This window comes from Vicinamibacterales bacterium, from assembly GCA_036012125.1.
Classification (GTDB): domain Bacteria; phylum Acidobacteriota; class Vicinamibacteria; order Vicinamibacterales; family UBA823; genus UBA11600.
The window spans coordinates 265,708-280,163 of record DASCOS010000013.1 but is presented as its reverse complement, the minus strand read 5'-3'; the positions used below and the strand labels follow the sequence as shown (position 1 = coordinate 280,163).

The following is a 14,456-nucleotide window of genomic DNA, read 5'->3' as shown; positions in this document are numbered from 1 at the left end:
CACGCGCGTATTTCGTGGCACGCCGTGCTTTTGCTTCCCTGATGCCTGCCGCCTACATCAGCCACATGATTCTGGCCGTCGCCAAGCGACGATGAGGCTAGTTGTTGGCTTTAGTTGCGATGTGTCGCTCGACGGTGCATGTTGAACCCTCCGTCAGCCAGCGGTAGGATGACCTCGAATGGCTCGAAACTACTGGTTAATGAAATGTGAACCTACGGCCTACACGATTGCAAATCTGGCGCGTGATGGTTCCACAAGCTGGGAAGGGGTTCGTAATTACCAAGCCCGTAACTTCATGCGCGACACAATGAAGGTTGGAGATGCGATCCTATTCTATGCGTCCAATGCAGAGCCGTCTGGAGTCACCGGCATTGCGAAAGTCTCACGGGAGGCCCATCCCGATCACTACGCATGGAAAAAGGGCCACAAATACTTCGACCCCAAGAGCACCAAAACAGACCCGATTTGGCATATGGTCGAAATCTCGTTCGTTGAGCAATTTCCAGACACTCTGCCCTTGTCAACCTTGAAAGCCACCAAGGCCCTTCGCAATATGATGGTTACCAAGAAAGGGAGTCGCCTCTCCATCCAACCGGTCACAAAGGCGGAATTCAATATCGTGGTTCATCTCGGTCGGGCGGCAAACCAGCGTTCCTGAACGACACTTACCACCACTTCCAAAGCTCTAACGCTTACGCCGTCCTGCCTCAATCACGTTGAACCCTCCTCTAGTCAGCGGTAGACTCTAGCCACTGGAGGACGCACTGCCGTTAAAACTTCTCGATCAGGATCGGCGAGGAGAGTCGATATTCTGGCCGGCAATAATATTGAGACTGGGAATAAAGTTAGCAACAAACAACACCACTACGTCGTTTACAATGATGAGTTGTTAATATCGGGAAATACCTACTCGCACTCGACCTCATTCATGAAATCTGAACCCCTCAACACACTCAGTACCTCCGCTTTGCGCATAACCACCTTCGTGGGGTGCTTGCTCACGTTGTCGTTCGGCGTGAGTACGGCTGCCGCTCAAATCTCGACGCAAACACTCGAACTAGCGGCCGCCGAGAATTTTCCTTATACGCAGCAGCAACTGCAGCAATCGGATAAGGTTCAATTAGACGAAACTGGCGTCGAGGACTCAGACACCGACGTAACAATCGACGGTCCCCCAGCACCCATCGCACCAAACGTCGTCTCTCGCGATTCTCAAGGCCGAGTTACCGTGCGAGCTGTGCGATTACCCGAAGGGTTAAACGTTGATGGACGACTTGATGACCCAATCTATTCCACTGTGCCAAGTGTCACGGATTTCATCCAGCAAGAACCAGACGAAGGTGAGCCTGCGACTGATAAGACGGAATTGTGGATCTTCTTCGACGATAAGAATGTCTATGTCTCGGGCAGAAATTGGGACACTGGCCAAGATAAAAGATTAGCCAATGAATTACGCCGTGATAACCGTTTGATTGGCCAGAATGACAATTTTTCCCTTGTGTTAGATACCTTCTACGATCGGCGTAACGGATATCTCTTCCAGACGAATCCACTCGGTGGCCTGCGAGATGGACTCATCACCGACGAAAGGAATGCAAATTACGACTGGAGCACGGTGTGGGATGTCCGAGTTCACCAAACCGACCAGTACTGGGACGTGGAGATGGAAATCCCATTCAAATCACTTCGCTTCAAGCCTGGCGAGGGCCAGATTTGGGGTATTAACATCCGCCGCGGTGTGGAATCCAAGAAAGAGGATTCGTTTCTGTCACCGATCCCACGATCAGCAGCGTGGGGAGCCCTGCAACGGGTGTCCGATGCAGCCACACTGGTCGGCATCTCTGTGCCAAGCAATTCGCGGAATCTCGAAATAAAACCCTTCGGTATTTCCTCAGTGACGGGCACACGCAACACCATAAACGTAATAGACAACAATTTCCTTGGTGATGTCGGCTTTGATGCTAAATACGGATTGACGCAAGGATTGACGGCAGACTTCACCGTCAACACTGATTTCGCTCAGGTTGAGGACGACATGCAGCAGGTAAATTTAACCCGCTTCAGTCTGTTCTTTCCAGAAAAGCGTGAATTTTTTCTTGAAGGTCAGGGCATTTTTAATTTCGGCGGTGTGAACAGTGGCTATGGCCGGGGCGGTGAAACCCCTCTCCTGTTCTTCAGTCGAAACATTGGTTTGGCAAACGGACAACCGGTCACGATGCGTGCTGGTTCTCGCGTGACCGGCCGCGCCGGGCGATACTCCGTCGGCCTCCTCAACATCCAGACGAGCGAGGATCAGTCCCTCAAAGCCGCTGCCACAAACTTTTCTGTGGTCCGTCTCCGGCGCGACCTCTTTCGCCGGAGCACGATTGGGATCATGGCCACAAATCGGTCAGCCTCGCTCGACGGCAACGGCGCGAATCAAGCTTACGGAGTCGACGCCAACTTCGCATTCTTTCAAAATTTACAGATGAGCACCTTCTGGGCGGGTACAAATAGCCCAGGATTGTCTGGGGACACGACTAGTTATCAAGGCCGCATCCAAAATGAGGGAGATAAGTATGGATTCACTCTCTCTCATTTGAAAGTTGGTGATAATTTTAATCCTGGGATCGGCTTTGTGCGGCGGGATGACTTTAGGAAGAATCGCGCGGAACTCAAATTTTCACCGCGCGCACCGTCAATCGCGTTAATCAGGAAGTTTGAGATGCAAGCGAGCGTTGAACACCTCGCATCCATATCGACCGGAACGCTTGAAACCCGGCAATATCAGGGCCGGTTCCAAGTCGAAATGGAGAGTGGAGACCGCATCATTATCAACACTAAGGATCAATACGAATTCTTGCCTCGGGATTTCACTATCGCTGACGGTGTTGTGCTGGGAGTTGGCAGTTACAGGTGGCAAAATACAAACGCTACATACATGGCCGGGCCGCAACGGAAACTTTCCGGGCGAGTCACCATTGGCACCGGTGGATTCTATAGCGGTCATAGTACCCATTTCAGCGCCGACGGCCGTGTGGAAGTGACCCCGAAACTGTCAATGGAGCCACGCTTTCAGCGAAACTGGATTGCCCTGCCTGAAGGCACCTTCACGACAAACCTTCTAAGTACGCGAGCGACCTATACGATGTCTGCGCGTCTGTTTGCTGGTGCGCTTGTCCAGTACAACTCCAGCAACGACTCAATCAACACCAATGTCCGGTTCCGATGGGAGTACGAACCCGGCAGCGACTTGTTTGTTGTCTATTCCGAAGGCCGCGCAACCGACCACCATGGCTTCCCACTCCAGAAGAACCGTGGCTTCGTCGTTAAATTCACAAAGTTGTTCCGCTTTTAAAACTTTGCTAGCGACCAAGAGTTGATCGACGGACTTCGGAAGCTGAAGGAACGCGATGGCGTTCCCGAAAGCGAACAGATCAGAAGGGCGATCAAAAACTGGTTGAAGTCGAGTGGCGAAACACCTGCCGTCGAGCAGGAATCAGTAATCTGCACTTCCATGATCTGCGTCGGGAATTCGCGTGTGGATTGCTGGAGTCGAAAGCTGACCTGAGTGTGGTGCGTGAGTTTCTTGGTCATGCGAACATCACCACGACCTCGCACTATGTGAAGACTTCACCTGTGCGAATGGTCGAAGCGTTGGAACGCATGGAAGCGTCAGCAGAACCATCTGATGAGGTAGCTGAGTCACCACTTACGGCTGCTGTGCGCTGAGTTTTTTGGACAAATTTGCACATCGTTTGCACAAAGTGTCCGACGTGATTTTGTGTCGATCAGAAACGTAAAGAATTGTTAGGGAAAATGGTGCCGAGGGGCAGAATTGAACTGCCGACACCACGATTTTCAGTCGTGTGCTCTACCGACTGAGCTACCTCGGCCCTTGGGAAACCCTGATTGCAGGGTCGCGACTATACCATACGGTTCCACCGGTACTGAAGATGGCACAGGCGAGTCCGACAAGGCCGCCACACAGGACATCGAACGGATAGTGCACACCGAGGTAGACCCTCGACCCCGCAATCAGCACCGCGAGAAGCCACCATCCGTATCGCGCCTGCGGGAGCAGGCGAGAGAGCCCGTAGGCTCCTGCAACAGCAGTTGCTGCGTGTCCTGATGGGAAAGCGTAGCTTGAGGGAGTCGGTATGGTCGACACCACTGCCGCATCGAAGTCCGCCGGGCGTACTCTCGCCACAATCGGTTTGAGCACCACGTCAACGGTGAGGAAAACCAGAAGGATTGACAGCACGAGTTGCCAATACGCCATCCAGGAACACCGTCCCAAGGCGGCGAGGAGTGCTCCCAAGCCAAGCCAGATGACAGCCCATTGGCCGAGTGCACTCGCCACGGTCGTAACTGTGTTTACCCAATCGGGATGGGGGAGTGAGAGGACCCAGCTAAGGGTTGTGCCGTCGAGCCTGCTGAGGGTGTCAAACATGCCCAGATGGGTGAGTGGACTGGCGTTGAGGGAAACTGTCCTGGGCGAACTTACGCGGTAACGGTCTCCTCCGCAGGTGCTGATAGACCGAGCTCAGCGCGAACCTTTTCCTCGATCGCCGCTGCGGTATCGGGATGCTCACGCAGGAAGTTCTTGCAATTTTCACGACCCTGTCCAAGCCGGTCACCACCGTAGGAAAACCACGTACCGCTCTTTTCGACAATCTTTCGTTCAACCGCTAAATCGAGCAGGTCGCCTTCATGGGAGATGCCTTCGCCATACATAATGTCGAACTCGGCCAGTCGAAATGGTGGTGCGACTTTGTTCTTGACGATCTTCACACGGGTCCGTCCGCCCACCACCACGTCGCCACTTTTAATGGCGCCGATGCGACGGATATCGATGCGAACCGACGAGTAGAACTTCAGTGCGCGTCCACCGGTCGTGGTTTCAGGGTTGCCGAACATCACCCCGATCTTTTCGCGGAGTTGATTAATAAAGACCAGGCAGGTTTTCGATTTGGAAACAATTCCGGTTAGCTTACGCATGGCCTTCGACATGAGCCGAGCTTGAAGCCCAACCTGCGCGTCACCCATTTCGCCATCAATCTCTGCTCGAGGCACAAGGGCGGCGACTGAATCCACCACGATGACATCAACGCCACCTGAGCGCACGAGCACCTCAACAATTTCAAGGGCTTGTTCGCCGTTATCAGGCTGGGAGACGAGGAGGTCATCCAAATTGACACCGAGGGCCTTCGCGTAGGTGGAATCGAGCGCGTGTTCGGCATCTACAAAGGCTGCCATGCCGCCGACCTTCTGGGCCTGCGCAATGACTTGAAGCGCCAGGGTGGTTTTTCCTGATGCTTCGGGACCAAAGATTTCTGTGACTCGACCGCGCGGTACCCCACCGACACCGAGGGCGTAGTCAATACTGACTGCGCCGGTCGAAATGCTCGGTTGTGCGACAATGTCAGTTGACCCGAGGCGCATAATGGAGCCCTTGCCGAACTGTTTCTCAATTTGTCCAACGGCGATTTCAATCGCCTTCGTGCGCTCGCGTTCGGTGCGGTCTACGGCCATGATGCTCCTTGGGAAGTGACAGCGGGTTGAGTGCGCTTACAAACTCTTGGGTCTTACACGATTCTTCACGAAACTGCAGACGGTTTAATATTGTTATTACCCGTCAACGCCCAAGATATTGTAGGGAGGAGTGGCCCGCAAGTCAAGCGAAACTATAACTTATGAAAACCATATCACTATATTCATCAATAACTTACAGAAATATAGACTTTCGCCATGATCGATTCAAATCCTCGGTCACTCTGGCCTTAGCGCCTCGTCGTCAAGGATTTGCACTGTTTGAGTCCCTAGGATAAATTCTCAGGCTTGGTCACAGTCGATGTCTCGAGCTTAGTTGATGTGTAGCGGCCGCCGTTTATCGCTTGTTCCACTTGCTGGGCTGGTGTGCCTCGCGATGTGGCTCGGGACCCCAACACAGGGGCAAGAGAACGGGTCTTCGAGAAAATGCCTACCGCGGACAGGCGGCCGGAATGTCTCACTGCCACGCCTGGATTGCTTAGAGCTCTATCCCACGAATGAGTTTCCTGGTGTGACCGGGGCAGTCCAATTGCGCCGTGCTCCAGGACCGTTTTCCATTTCGGTCACAACCGATGGCCATATTCGGCATGGCCTTATTTTTGACATTGAAGGGTTGCCGCCAGCCGACACCTTCGAGCCTGAGGCTGCTTACATCGCCTGGGTCACCACACCGTCATTTGCACCAACAGTCAAACTCGGTGAAGTTGAAAACGGCCTGACGCAAGTAGGGGAGGCAGCCTTCAATAAGTTCAACCTCTTAGTCACTCTCGAGCACGACAGGGATGTCACCGAGCGGACTGGGTCGCTGGTGCTGCGTGGCCGATCGCCAAGTAGCCTAATGGAAGCGCACGACCTTTTGGCGCAGGCGCCTTCGGCATTTGCGGAGCAGTCGGTTGACTCGATGGCGTCCCACGAGCACGGTCACGAGACTGGGTGGACCATCCCGCCGATGCATGCGGCGGTGCCGATGCTTTCGGGCATGGCACGGTTGGTTCCTCAGGGGACACCGTTTCTCCCCTCCGTGGACCCCTCTACGCTACCAGAAGCTCGGCCACGGCAACTCGTGCGTTTAGGTAACGGAGGGACTCTGGACCTTGAGGCAGCGCCCGTCCGACGAACAATTAACGGCCGAACTCTCGTCATGTATGGCTTTAACGGACAAGTGCCAGGGCCGCTCATTCAGGTCCAGGAACGTACGACGATTTTTGTAAACTTTACGAATCACACCGAGTTACCGACGGCTATTCACTGGCATGGGGTGCGGCTGGACAATCGGTATGATGGGGTGCCTGGTGTTACGCAAGACCCGGTGCAACCCGGAGAGTCATTCCGCTACGAAATCTTCTTTCGGGACGCGGGCATTTACTGGTATCACCCCCATCATCGGGAAGACATCCAGCAAGAACTAGGCCTGATGGGCAACATTCTCGTGGACCACAGTGTTGATGAGGCTCTTCCAGTGGTCAATACAGAGGAAGTGCTGATACTCGACGACCTCCTGTTGGACGAGTCAGGTGCAGTGGCCTTTGGTGAAACTTCCGCGAACTATGCGTTGATGGGCCGATTTGGCAATGTCTTTTTAGTCAACGGTGAGCCGAGTTATTCCCTTTCAGTAGACCGCGGCGAAGTAGTGCGTTTCTTTCTAACAAATGCGTCGAACACGCGAACGTTTAATGTCTCCTTTGGAAGCGCCCCCATCAAGGTGGTTGGTTCAGACCTTGGAAAATTTGAGTCCGAAGTCTGGGTGGACTCGATTGTGTTAGCGCCAGCCGAGCGTTACATCGTGGACGTCAATTTTACTACGACAGGTACCGAGGAAATGGTGAACTGGGTTCAGGGCATCAACCACCGATACGGTGGTTTCCTAGAGGAGCGGACGGTTATTGGCCGCGTTGAGGTTGGGAGGATACAGGTGGCCGAGGACTTCACTGGAAGCTTTGCGAAGTTGCATAGACATGAAGAAGTTGTGGCTGATATTGATCAGTATCGGAGTCAATTCTGGAGGCCGGCTGACTATGAGCTAACGCTCACACTTGAGACGGCTGATTTGGCTCGACCCATTGAAGAGGTGATGCGGTTTGATGGAATCTACTTCAATCCCGTGGAGTGGACCGGCACGATGCCGATGATGAACTGGCTTACCACGACTGAGGAAGTTCGGTGGATTTTACGTGAATCCAGCACCGGACGTGAGAACGATGATATTGACTGGCGCTTTCGGCTCGGGGATCTCGTGAAGATTCGCCTCCACAATGACCGCTTCGCGTTTCACGCGATGCAGCATCCGCTACACATCCATGGTCAGCGATTTCTTGTGGTGGCTCAAGATGGTTTGCCGAACACAAATCTTGTATGGAAAGATACGGTGTTGCTGCCGGTTGGGTCGGTCACTGACATTCTGTTAGAGGTTTCAAATCCTGGGCGGTGGATTGTGCATTGCCATATTGCGGAACATTTGGAGTCCGGCATGAAATTTGTCTTTGAGGTGGAGGAATAGGTGTATGCGAAACAAAGGCTTAATGATCATTGTCGGCGTCCTAAGCGTGGCGGGGTGGGCTGGCGCCCAAACGCGGAGCGATCTCTCGAACCTGACGCGCGAGTTTGTGTCGGTCGATGCTCCGGTTATTGCCCTGACTGACGTTATTGTGATCGATGGGTCCGGTGGGGAGCCGCGGCCGGGCCAGACCGTTGTTATTACCGACAACCGAATTACGGCAGTTGGCCCATCATCCGAGGTTGCGGTGCCAGACAACGCGGAGGTGCTAACGCTGAGCGGTCATACTGTGGTGCCCGGGCTTGTGGGGATGCACAACCACAGCTACTACACAGCAGCTGGTGGACGTGTTGCTCAGTTGGATTTCTCGGGGCCACGCATCTATCTGGCTTCAGGGCTCACGACAATCAGGACCACCGGAAGTCGCGCTACCTATGCTGAGCTCAACTTAAAGCAGGCGATTGAGTCTGGTGAGGTCCCTGGTCCAACACTCATTGTGACTGGACCGTATCTGACCGGTGGCAGTGGTCCCAGTACAATGAACCGACTTGGCGACCCTGAGGCGGCGCGGCGGGTTGTGCGGTATTGGGCGGAAGAAGGCGTCCAGTGGTTCAAGGCCTACACGGAGATTGGTCGGGCAGAGCTTGGGGCTGCGATCGACGAAGCACACAAGCACGGAGTAAAAGTCACAGCGCACTTGTGTTCAGTGACCTACCGTGAGGCGGTGGCACTTGGGATTGATAACCTTGAGCATGGGTTATTTGCGAATACGGACTACGCAGCGAATAAGGAGCCGGACAGGTGTCCACCTGGCTTCCGTCGTGATTACTATGATCTCGATATTGACGGGCCAGAAGTGCAGGCAACGTTCAGAGCGATGATCGATAACAACGTGCCAATGACATCCACGCTGGCTGTCTATGAAATGTCGGTTCCCGGACGACCGCCGATCGACCAGCGGTCCCTTGATGTACTGGCGCCTGAGGTTGCTGAGGATGTGTTGGCTGAGAATCAACGCTACACGGAGCGTGATCCTGGTGACTACGGAACGTCGCCTGCGGTTTTCAAGAAGGCGATGGAGTACGAGCTAGCCTTTTTCAGAGCCGGCGGCACACTTGGTGCTGGCGTGGACCCGACTGGGTACGGAGCGGCTTTGCCGGGCTTTGGTGACCAACGGAATTATGAACTCTTGATCGAAGCAGGTTTTGAGCCAGGCGAGGCGATTCAAGTTATGAGTGCTAACGGAGCGAAAATCCTTGGCATGGATGATCGCATCGGAACTATTGAGGTGGGAAAAATTGCCGACCTAGCTGTTATTGAGGCTGACTTGGCTGCCAATCCTGCAAACATTAAGAAGATTGGGACGGTATTTAAGAATGGCGTAGGTTTTGATTCGGCGAAGTTGATTGCGTCGATCGCCGGGTATGTTGGAGTGAGATAGCTGCGTCGGGACACATGTCAGGTAGTGGCCGTGATTTCTGTAGAGCGGTCAGCTTGGGCGGTGTCGCGACAGAGGGGGCATGGAGGATACATGGGCGGCAATCGATTGATGATCGAGGCGAGGGGCTTAACGAAATACTTTGGCCCCTTCGTTGCGGTAAAGGACCTGTCGTTTTCGATTCCTGAGGGTCAAATCGTGGCCTTCCTTGGGCCGAACGGGGCGGGGAAGACCACCACGATGAAACTCCTGACGGGTTATCTGGCGCCGAGTGCTGGGCAGGGTTCGATCGCCGGACACGACGTGCAGCGAGACCGGATTGCTGCCTCGCGTCAGCTTGGGTATCTACCGGAGAACGGCCCTTTATACCCGGAGATGACCCCGGTTGAACTCTTGGAATTCTTCGGTGAGGCGCGCGAGATGGAAATGGGTCAATTGAAACGCCGGATTGATGAGATTGTCGAGCTATGCTCTTTGCAGTTGGTGCGGGAGAAACCAATTAGTAAATTGTCACGTGGTTTGTGCCAGCGCGTCGGCCTTGCTCAAGCCCTTCTGCACGATCCAACCGTTCTCATCATGGACGAACCGACAGCTGGTCTCGACCCAAATCAGATCCGGGAATTTCGTAACAACATCTCTGAGCTTGGACGCACGAAAACTGTTTTGATTTCAACGCATATTCTGCAAGAAGTGGATGCGATTGCTGACCGGGTGTTGTTTATCCATAACGGAGAGTTGGTTTACGACGGCACGCCAAATGATTTACGTGAGAATGGGTCGCTAGAACAACCGTTCCACCGTTTAACCGAACTTTCAGTGTCATCCCAGACAACGGAGATGGGAAATACCGCAACGGAGGCGTCATCGTAAATGGGGCAATATGTGAATACCACGGTCGTTCGCGCGATCGTCCGGCGAGACCTGCGGATGTATTTTAGCAATCCGTCAGGGTATGTCTTTATCACCCTGTTTATCTTTCTGAGCGCGGCCGCGGCGTTTTGGCAGGACCAGTTCTTCCTAAATAATTTAGCAACCCTTGATCAACTCAGTCGGTGGTTTCCGTATCTACTGATGTTCTTTGTCCCAGCGCTAACTATGGCGGTATGGGCCGAGGAGCGAAAGTTGGGCACTGACCAGTTACTACTCACTCTCCCGGCACGTGATATTGAAATTGTGCTGGGAAAGTATCTTTCCGTGCTTGGGGTGTACACGGCGTCGCTCGCCTTATCGTTGAGTCATGTGCTGGTTTTAGTGGTTCTGGGAAGTCCCGACCTTGGCCTGATGCTAGGTAACTACTTTGGCTATTGGCTGTTAGGTGCTGCATTGATTGCTGTTGGGATGCTGGGGTCACTTTTGACGGCCAATGCAACGATCGCCTTTATTCTCGGCGCGGTGTTCTGTGCGGCGTTGGTGGGTGTGACCTCGGCGGTCGAACTGTTTAGTGAGAATCTGGCACGACTAATCGCGCCCCTTGGCGTGCTTGGATATTTTGGAGATTTTGCTAGGGGAGTTGTCAGCCTGAGCGGGCTTTATTTCTTTTGTGCGGTTACCGCGGTCTTTCTGTTCCTTAACGTGCGGCTGGTCGGTCGCCGTCACTGGCCAAGCACGACAGATGCAATGCCGATGTGGGCCCATCAGGCCGTGCGGGCCTTGGCAATTATCATCGCTGTGGTCAGTGTCGGCGCAATCGTGGCACGAGCCAGTCTGCGTCTCGATGTGACGGCTGAGCGTTTGCACTCGTTGAGTAATGAAACTCGAGCACTTCTTGATGACCTATCCGACGAACGCCCGGTGTTTATTCAAGCGTACGTGAGTCCCACGCTTCCAGAGCAGCTGGTTCAGACTCGTGAAACTGTGCTTGGACTGCTTCGGGAAATCGATGCTGCAGGCGGTGCGAGGGTTCAGCTGCGTATTGAAACGACTGAGCTCTTCACTGATGCCGCTCGGGATGCAAGAGAAACCTTCGGTATTACACCGCGGAGAATTCCTGACCTTGGAGGAGGGCGTGCTGGCTTCACCGAAGTCTTCTTGGGCCTAGCGTTCACTTGCGGTGCTGAGGAGCAGGTGATTCCGTTCTTTGACCGCGGGTTGCCCGCAGAATACGAAATCGCTCGAAGTATCCGAGTTGTTTCGGGTACTGCTCGGCAGCGGGTTGGAGTGGTCAATTCAGCGATCCGATTGTTTGGAGGCTTTGACTTCCAAACGATGCAAAGTAGTCCAGCTTGGTCGGTTGTTGAGGAACTCCGGAAGCAGTATGAGGTTGTCGAGATAACGCCCACTGGTCCGGTTACCGAGGAAGTGGACGGACTGGTGGTTGTTTTACCATCGTCGCTGTCGCAGGAGGAAATGGATTACGTCGAAGAATTTGTTACTCAGGGGAACCCTACCTTGATGCTCGTTGACCCAATCCCGACGGTGGACTTGAGCTTGTCGCCGTCCGAAGAACCCGGGGCAAACCAGAATCCCTTTATGCAGCAGGGTCAACCGCCTCCGACACCGAAAGGTGATGTACAAGCAATGCTCTCTAGGCTCGGCGTGGCCTGGAACTCAGGGGAAGTTGTTTGGGATGCATATAATCCCCATCCTGACCTGGCGCACTTGCCACCAGAAGTGGTTTTTGTTGGACTTGGAAATGAAGGGCAGTCTCCATTTAATCGTGAGCACACGGCTAGCACAGCCCTTCAGGAATTCGTCACGCTTTATCCAGGCAGCTTACGTCAGGCTGTTGGCAGTGACTATGATTTTCAACCACTGGTGACTTCTGGTCGAGTATCGGGAACGTTTCAATATTTCCAGGTCGTGCAACGGGGATTCTTCGGTGCGCAGTTAAATCAAAACCTGCGTTATCAAGCTGATCCGAGTGAGTACGTAATCGCTGCACACGTCAGGTCAGGTGGCGAAATCTCAAATCCTGACAGTAGTGCTGTCGAGGATGATGAGAGTGCCGGAGACGATACGGCGGAGGAACCGGAGACAGACTTAACGGATGGTGCAACCCAGGATACGGTCAATCTAATTGTGATTGCCGACGTTGATTTTATCTCGGAGCAGTTTTTTCAGATCCGTCGACTAGGTGCTGGAAATCTCAATTTCGACAATGTCACGTTCTTCCTTAATACGATTGACGTCTTAGTTGGGGACGAATCGTTCGTCGCACTTCGTAACCGGCGTGTTCAGCATCGAACACTGGCGCGCGTTGAATCTCAAACCCGCTCTTTCATTGAACAGCGAGCGAATGAAGAGGCACAAGCTGAGGGCGAAGCCGAGAAGGCTCTTGCTGAAGCGCAGGGCCGATTGGACCAGCGAATTACTGAGGTGCAGAACCGCACCGACCTCGACGCCCAGGCCAAGGAAATAATGGCCAGGAATCTTCAGGAGGTTGAGAACCGTCGTTTTGAGGTGCTGAGAGCGAATATCGAATCCGAGAAGGAAGCGAAAATTCAGGGCAGTATGGAAACGATGGAGTTCCAAATTCGTCGTATTCAGAGTTCAATTCGGATGTTGGCAGTTCTGTTGCCACCAATTCCAGTGTTTGCGTTGGGTGTGATGATCTTTGTGCGGCGCCAACGACGAGAGCGGGAAGGTGCTGTGGCCGCACATCGGAATAGGGTGAAGTGATGAGTGAGACACAGAAGACAGTTACCTTTGGGGTCGGAGCAGTTATCCTCGCCTTGCTGGCATTAGCCACGGCACCGCGGTTCGTTTCTCCGGATGTATTTCTTGACCGGGGTGAGCCATTCTTTCCCGAGTTTACCGATCCCAATATCGCGAGAACACTCTCAGTCTTAGAGTTTGACGAAGAGACCGCGTCGGCAAAGCCATTTCAGGTGACTAATCAAAATGGATTGTGGACGATTCCGTCGCACCATAACTATCCAGCAGATGGAGCTGATCGACTGGCTCGGACCGCAGCTGGGGTGATCGGGATTACTCGAGATGACTTTCGTTCAGACAACCTCGCTGACCATGAGGCGCTTGGTGTGCTTGACCCGAGCGATGAGGCGGGAACATCGCTTCGAGGTCGGGGGACCCGAGTCACACTACGGGGAGACAACGAGGTCACGCTTGCCGATTTTATTGTCGGTAACCAAGTTGAGGATCGACCGACTTTTCGATTTGTTCGCTTACCCGATCAGAAGCGAGTGTATGCCGTTCGCATGGACATTGACCTTTCGACGAACTTCTCTGATTGGATTGAGAAGGACCTACTTCTGGTTGAGCAAGATAACGTTGATCAACTCGTGCTGTATGACTATGCGATTGATGAGCGCACACTAACGATTAATGATCGTGACACAGTTACCTTGAATAAGGTTGAAGGGGCGTGGACCGATGATGGCCGAACTTCCGAAAGTCGTGAACTTGATTCGACAAAGGTGAGTGGCCTAGTGTCAGCCCTTGATGGTTTGTCCATTGTCGGGGTGCGGCCTAAGCCTGACGGTTTGTCCTCGAGTCTAAGGCGAGCAGCTGAGGGCGGCATCACGAGGGCTGAGGTTGTTTCGTTGCAGAGTCGGGGATACTACCTTACACGCGAGGGTGACCTTCGGTCGAATGAAGGGGAGCTCCGCGTGCGCACAACAAAAGGCATTTTGTACACGCTTCGGTTTGGGGAAGTGCTCTATGGAACAGGTAGCGCAATTTCCGCTGGCCTGGAGTCGAGCTCTGAAGCGGACAGCGGTCCAGGCGAGAATCGCTATCTGTTTATCACTGCGGAGTTCGAGCGGGACCGTTTCCCTGAGCCGCCACTGCCGGCGAATATGGACTTTGAAGGAAAGGGGGATGAGGACCTTTCCGATGACGACCGTGCTAATAAGACCCGTCACGAGATTCATAGCGAGTGGGCGGCGCAGGTCCTAGCTGGTGAAGAGCGCCTCATTGAGCTTAATAATCGGTTCGGCCCTTGGTACTACGTGATTTCGTCTGAAAGTTTTGAGGATGTTCGACTTACGCGGGAGGACGTGACCAAAGAAAAGGCCAACTAGCTTTAACAAA

General features: G+C 53.6%; 9 protein-coding genes, 1 tRNA gene and 1 pseudogene. 8 read left to right on the top strand and 3 right to left on the bottom strand.

From position 1 onward, the window contains the following. Positions 1–178: 178 nt before the first annotated feature. From QGH09_06455 to QGH09_06445, 3 genes and pseudogenes are all read left to right on the top strand, one after another. The gene (locus QGH09_06455) at positions 179–658 is read left to right on the top strand and encodes an EVE domain-containing protein (GenBank protein HJO17820.1); all 480 of its coding nucleotides are present in this window, start codon (positions 179–181) and stop codon (positions 656–658) included. 270 nt (positions 659–928) lie between these two features. After that, a complete protein-coding gene (locus QGH09_06450; protein ID HJO17819.1) occupies positions 929–3,337 on the top strand; it encodes a DUF5916 domain-containing protein in 2,409 nt (802 codons plus the stop codon). Between the two features lie 35 nt (positions 3,338–3,372). Continuing rightward, positions 3,373–3,711 (top strand): annotated as a pseudogene (locus QGH09_06445) (tyrosine-type recombinase/integrase). 88 nt (positions 3,712–3,799) lie between these two features. Here QGH09_06445 and QGH09_06440 read toward each other — a convergent pair. From QGH09_06440 to recA, 3 genes are all read right to left on the bottom strand, one after another. Then, positions 3,800–3,875 (bottom strand) — tRNA-Phe (locus tag QGH09_06440). Further along, positions 3,866–4,432, bottom strand: a complete 567-nt coding sequence (locus QGH09_06435; protein HJO17818.1) for a phosphatase PAP2 family protein — start codon at positions 4,430–4,432, stop codon at positions 3,866–3,868. The genes QGH09_06440 and QGH09_06435 overlap by 10 nt, the downstream gene beginning before the upstream one ends. A 50-nt stretch (positions 4,433–4,482) precedes the next feature. After that, positions 4,483–5,514, bottom strand: a complete 1,032-nt coding sequence (recA, locus tag QGH09_06430; protein ID HJO17817.1) for a recombinase RecA — start codon at positions 5,512–5,514, stop codon at positions 4,483–4,485. Positions 5,515–5,851: 337 nt separating this feature from the next. Between recA and QGH09_06425 the strand changes: the two genes are divergently transcribed. The 5 genes from QGH09_06425 to QGH09_06405 all read left to right on the top strand — a co-directional run bounded on the left by QGH09_06425 (position 5,852) and on the right by QGH09_06405 (position 14,446). After that, entirely contained in the window at positions 5,852–8,029 is a 2,178-nt protein-coding gene (locus QGH09_06425; GenBank protein HJO17816.1) for a multicopper oxidase family protein, read from the top strand. Positions 8,030–8,033: 4 nt separating this feature from the next. Further along, positions 8,034–9,467, top strand: coding sequence for an amidohydrolase family protein (locus tag QGH09_06420; protein ID HJO17815.1), 1,434 nt, complete (start codon positions 8,034–8,036; stop codon positions 9,465–9,467). 90 nt (positions 9,468–9,557) lie between these two features. After that, complete coding sequence (locus QGH09_06415) at positions 9,558–10,334, top strand: ABC transporter ATP-binding protein (protein HJO17814.1); 777 nt, start codon at positions 9,558–9,560, stop codon at positions 10,332–10,334. Positions 10,335–10,346: 12 nt separating this feature from the next. Next, a complete protein-coding gene (locus QGH09_06410; protein ID HJO17813.1) occupies positions 10,347–13,082 on the top strand; it encodes a Gldg family protein in 2,736 nt (911 codons plus the stop codon). Beyond that, on the top strand, positions 13,082–14,446 hold the full coding sequence (locus QGH09_06405; GenBank protein HJO17812.1) for a DUF4340 domain-containing protein: 1,365 nt from the start codon (positions 13,082–13,084) through the stop codon (positions 14,444–14,446). The genes QGH09_06410 and QGH09_06405 overlap by 1 nt, the downstream gene beginning before the upstream one ends. Positions 14,447–14,456 lie beyond the last annotated feature (10 nt).

What these genes read in the sequence shown, in the direction of transcription:
- QGH09_06455 (HJO17820.1), top strand. Translation starts at nt 179, where the DNA reads ATGGCTCGAAACTACTGGTTAATGAAATGTGAACCTACGGCCTACACG.
- QGH09_06450 (HJO17819.1), top strand. Translation starts at nt 929, where the DNA reads ATGAAATCTGAACCCCTCAACACACTCAGTACCTCCGCTTTGCGCATA.
- QGH09_06435 (HJO17818.1), bottom strand. Translation starts at nt 4,432, where the DNA reads ATGTTTGACACCCTCAGCAGGCTCGACGGCACAACCCTTAGCTGGGTC.
- recA (HJO17817.1), bottom strand. Translation starts at nt 5,514, where the DNA reads ATGGCCGTAGACCGCACCGAACGCGAGCGCACGAAGGCGATTGAAATC.
- QGH09_06425 (HJO17816.1), top strand. Translation starts at nt 5,852, where the DNA reads ATGTGTAGCGGCCGCCGTTTATCGCTTGTTCCACTTGCTGGGCTGGTG.
- QGH09_06420 (HJO17815.1), top strand. Translation starts at nt 8,034, where the DNA reads ATGCGAAACAAAGGCTTAATGATCATTGTCGGCGTCCTAAGCGTGGCG.
- QGH09_06415 (HJO17814.1), top strand. Translation starts at nt 9,558, where the DNA reads ATGGGCGGCAATCGATTGATGATCGAGGCGAGGGGCTTAACGAAATAC.
- QGH09_06405 (HJO17812.1), top strand. Translation starts at nt 13,082, where the DNA reads ATGAGTGAGACACAGAAGACAGTTACCTTTGGGGTCGGAGCAGTTATC.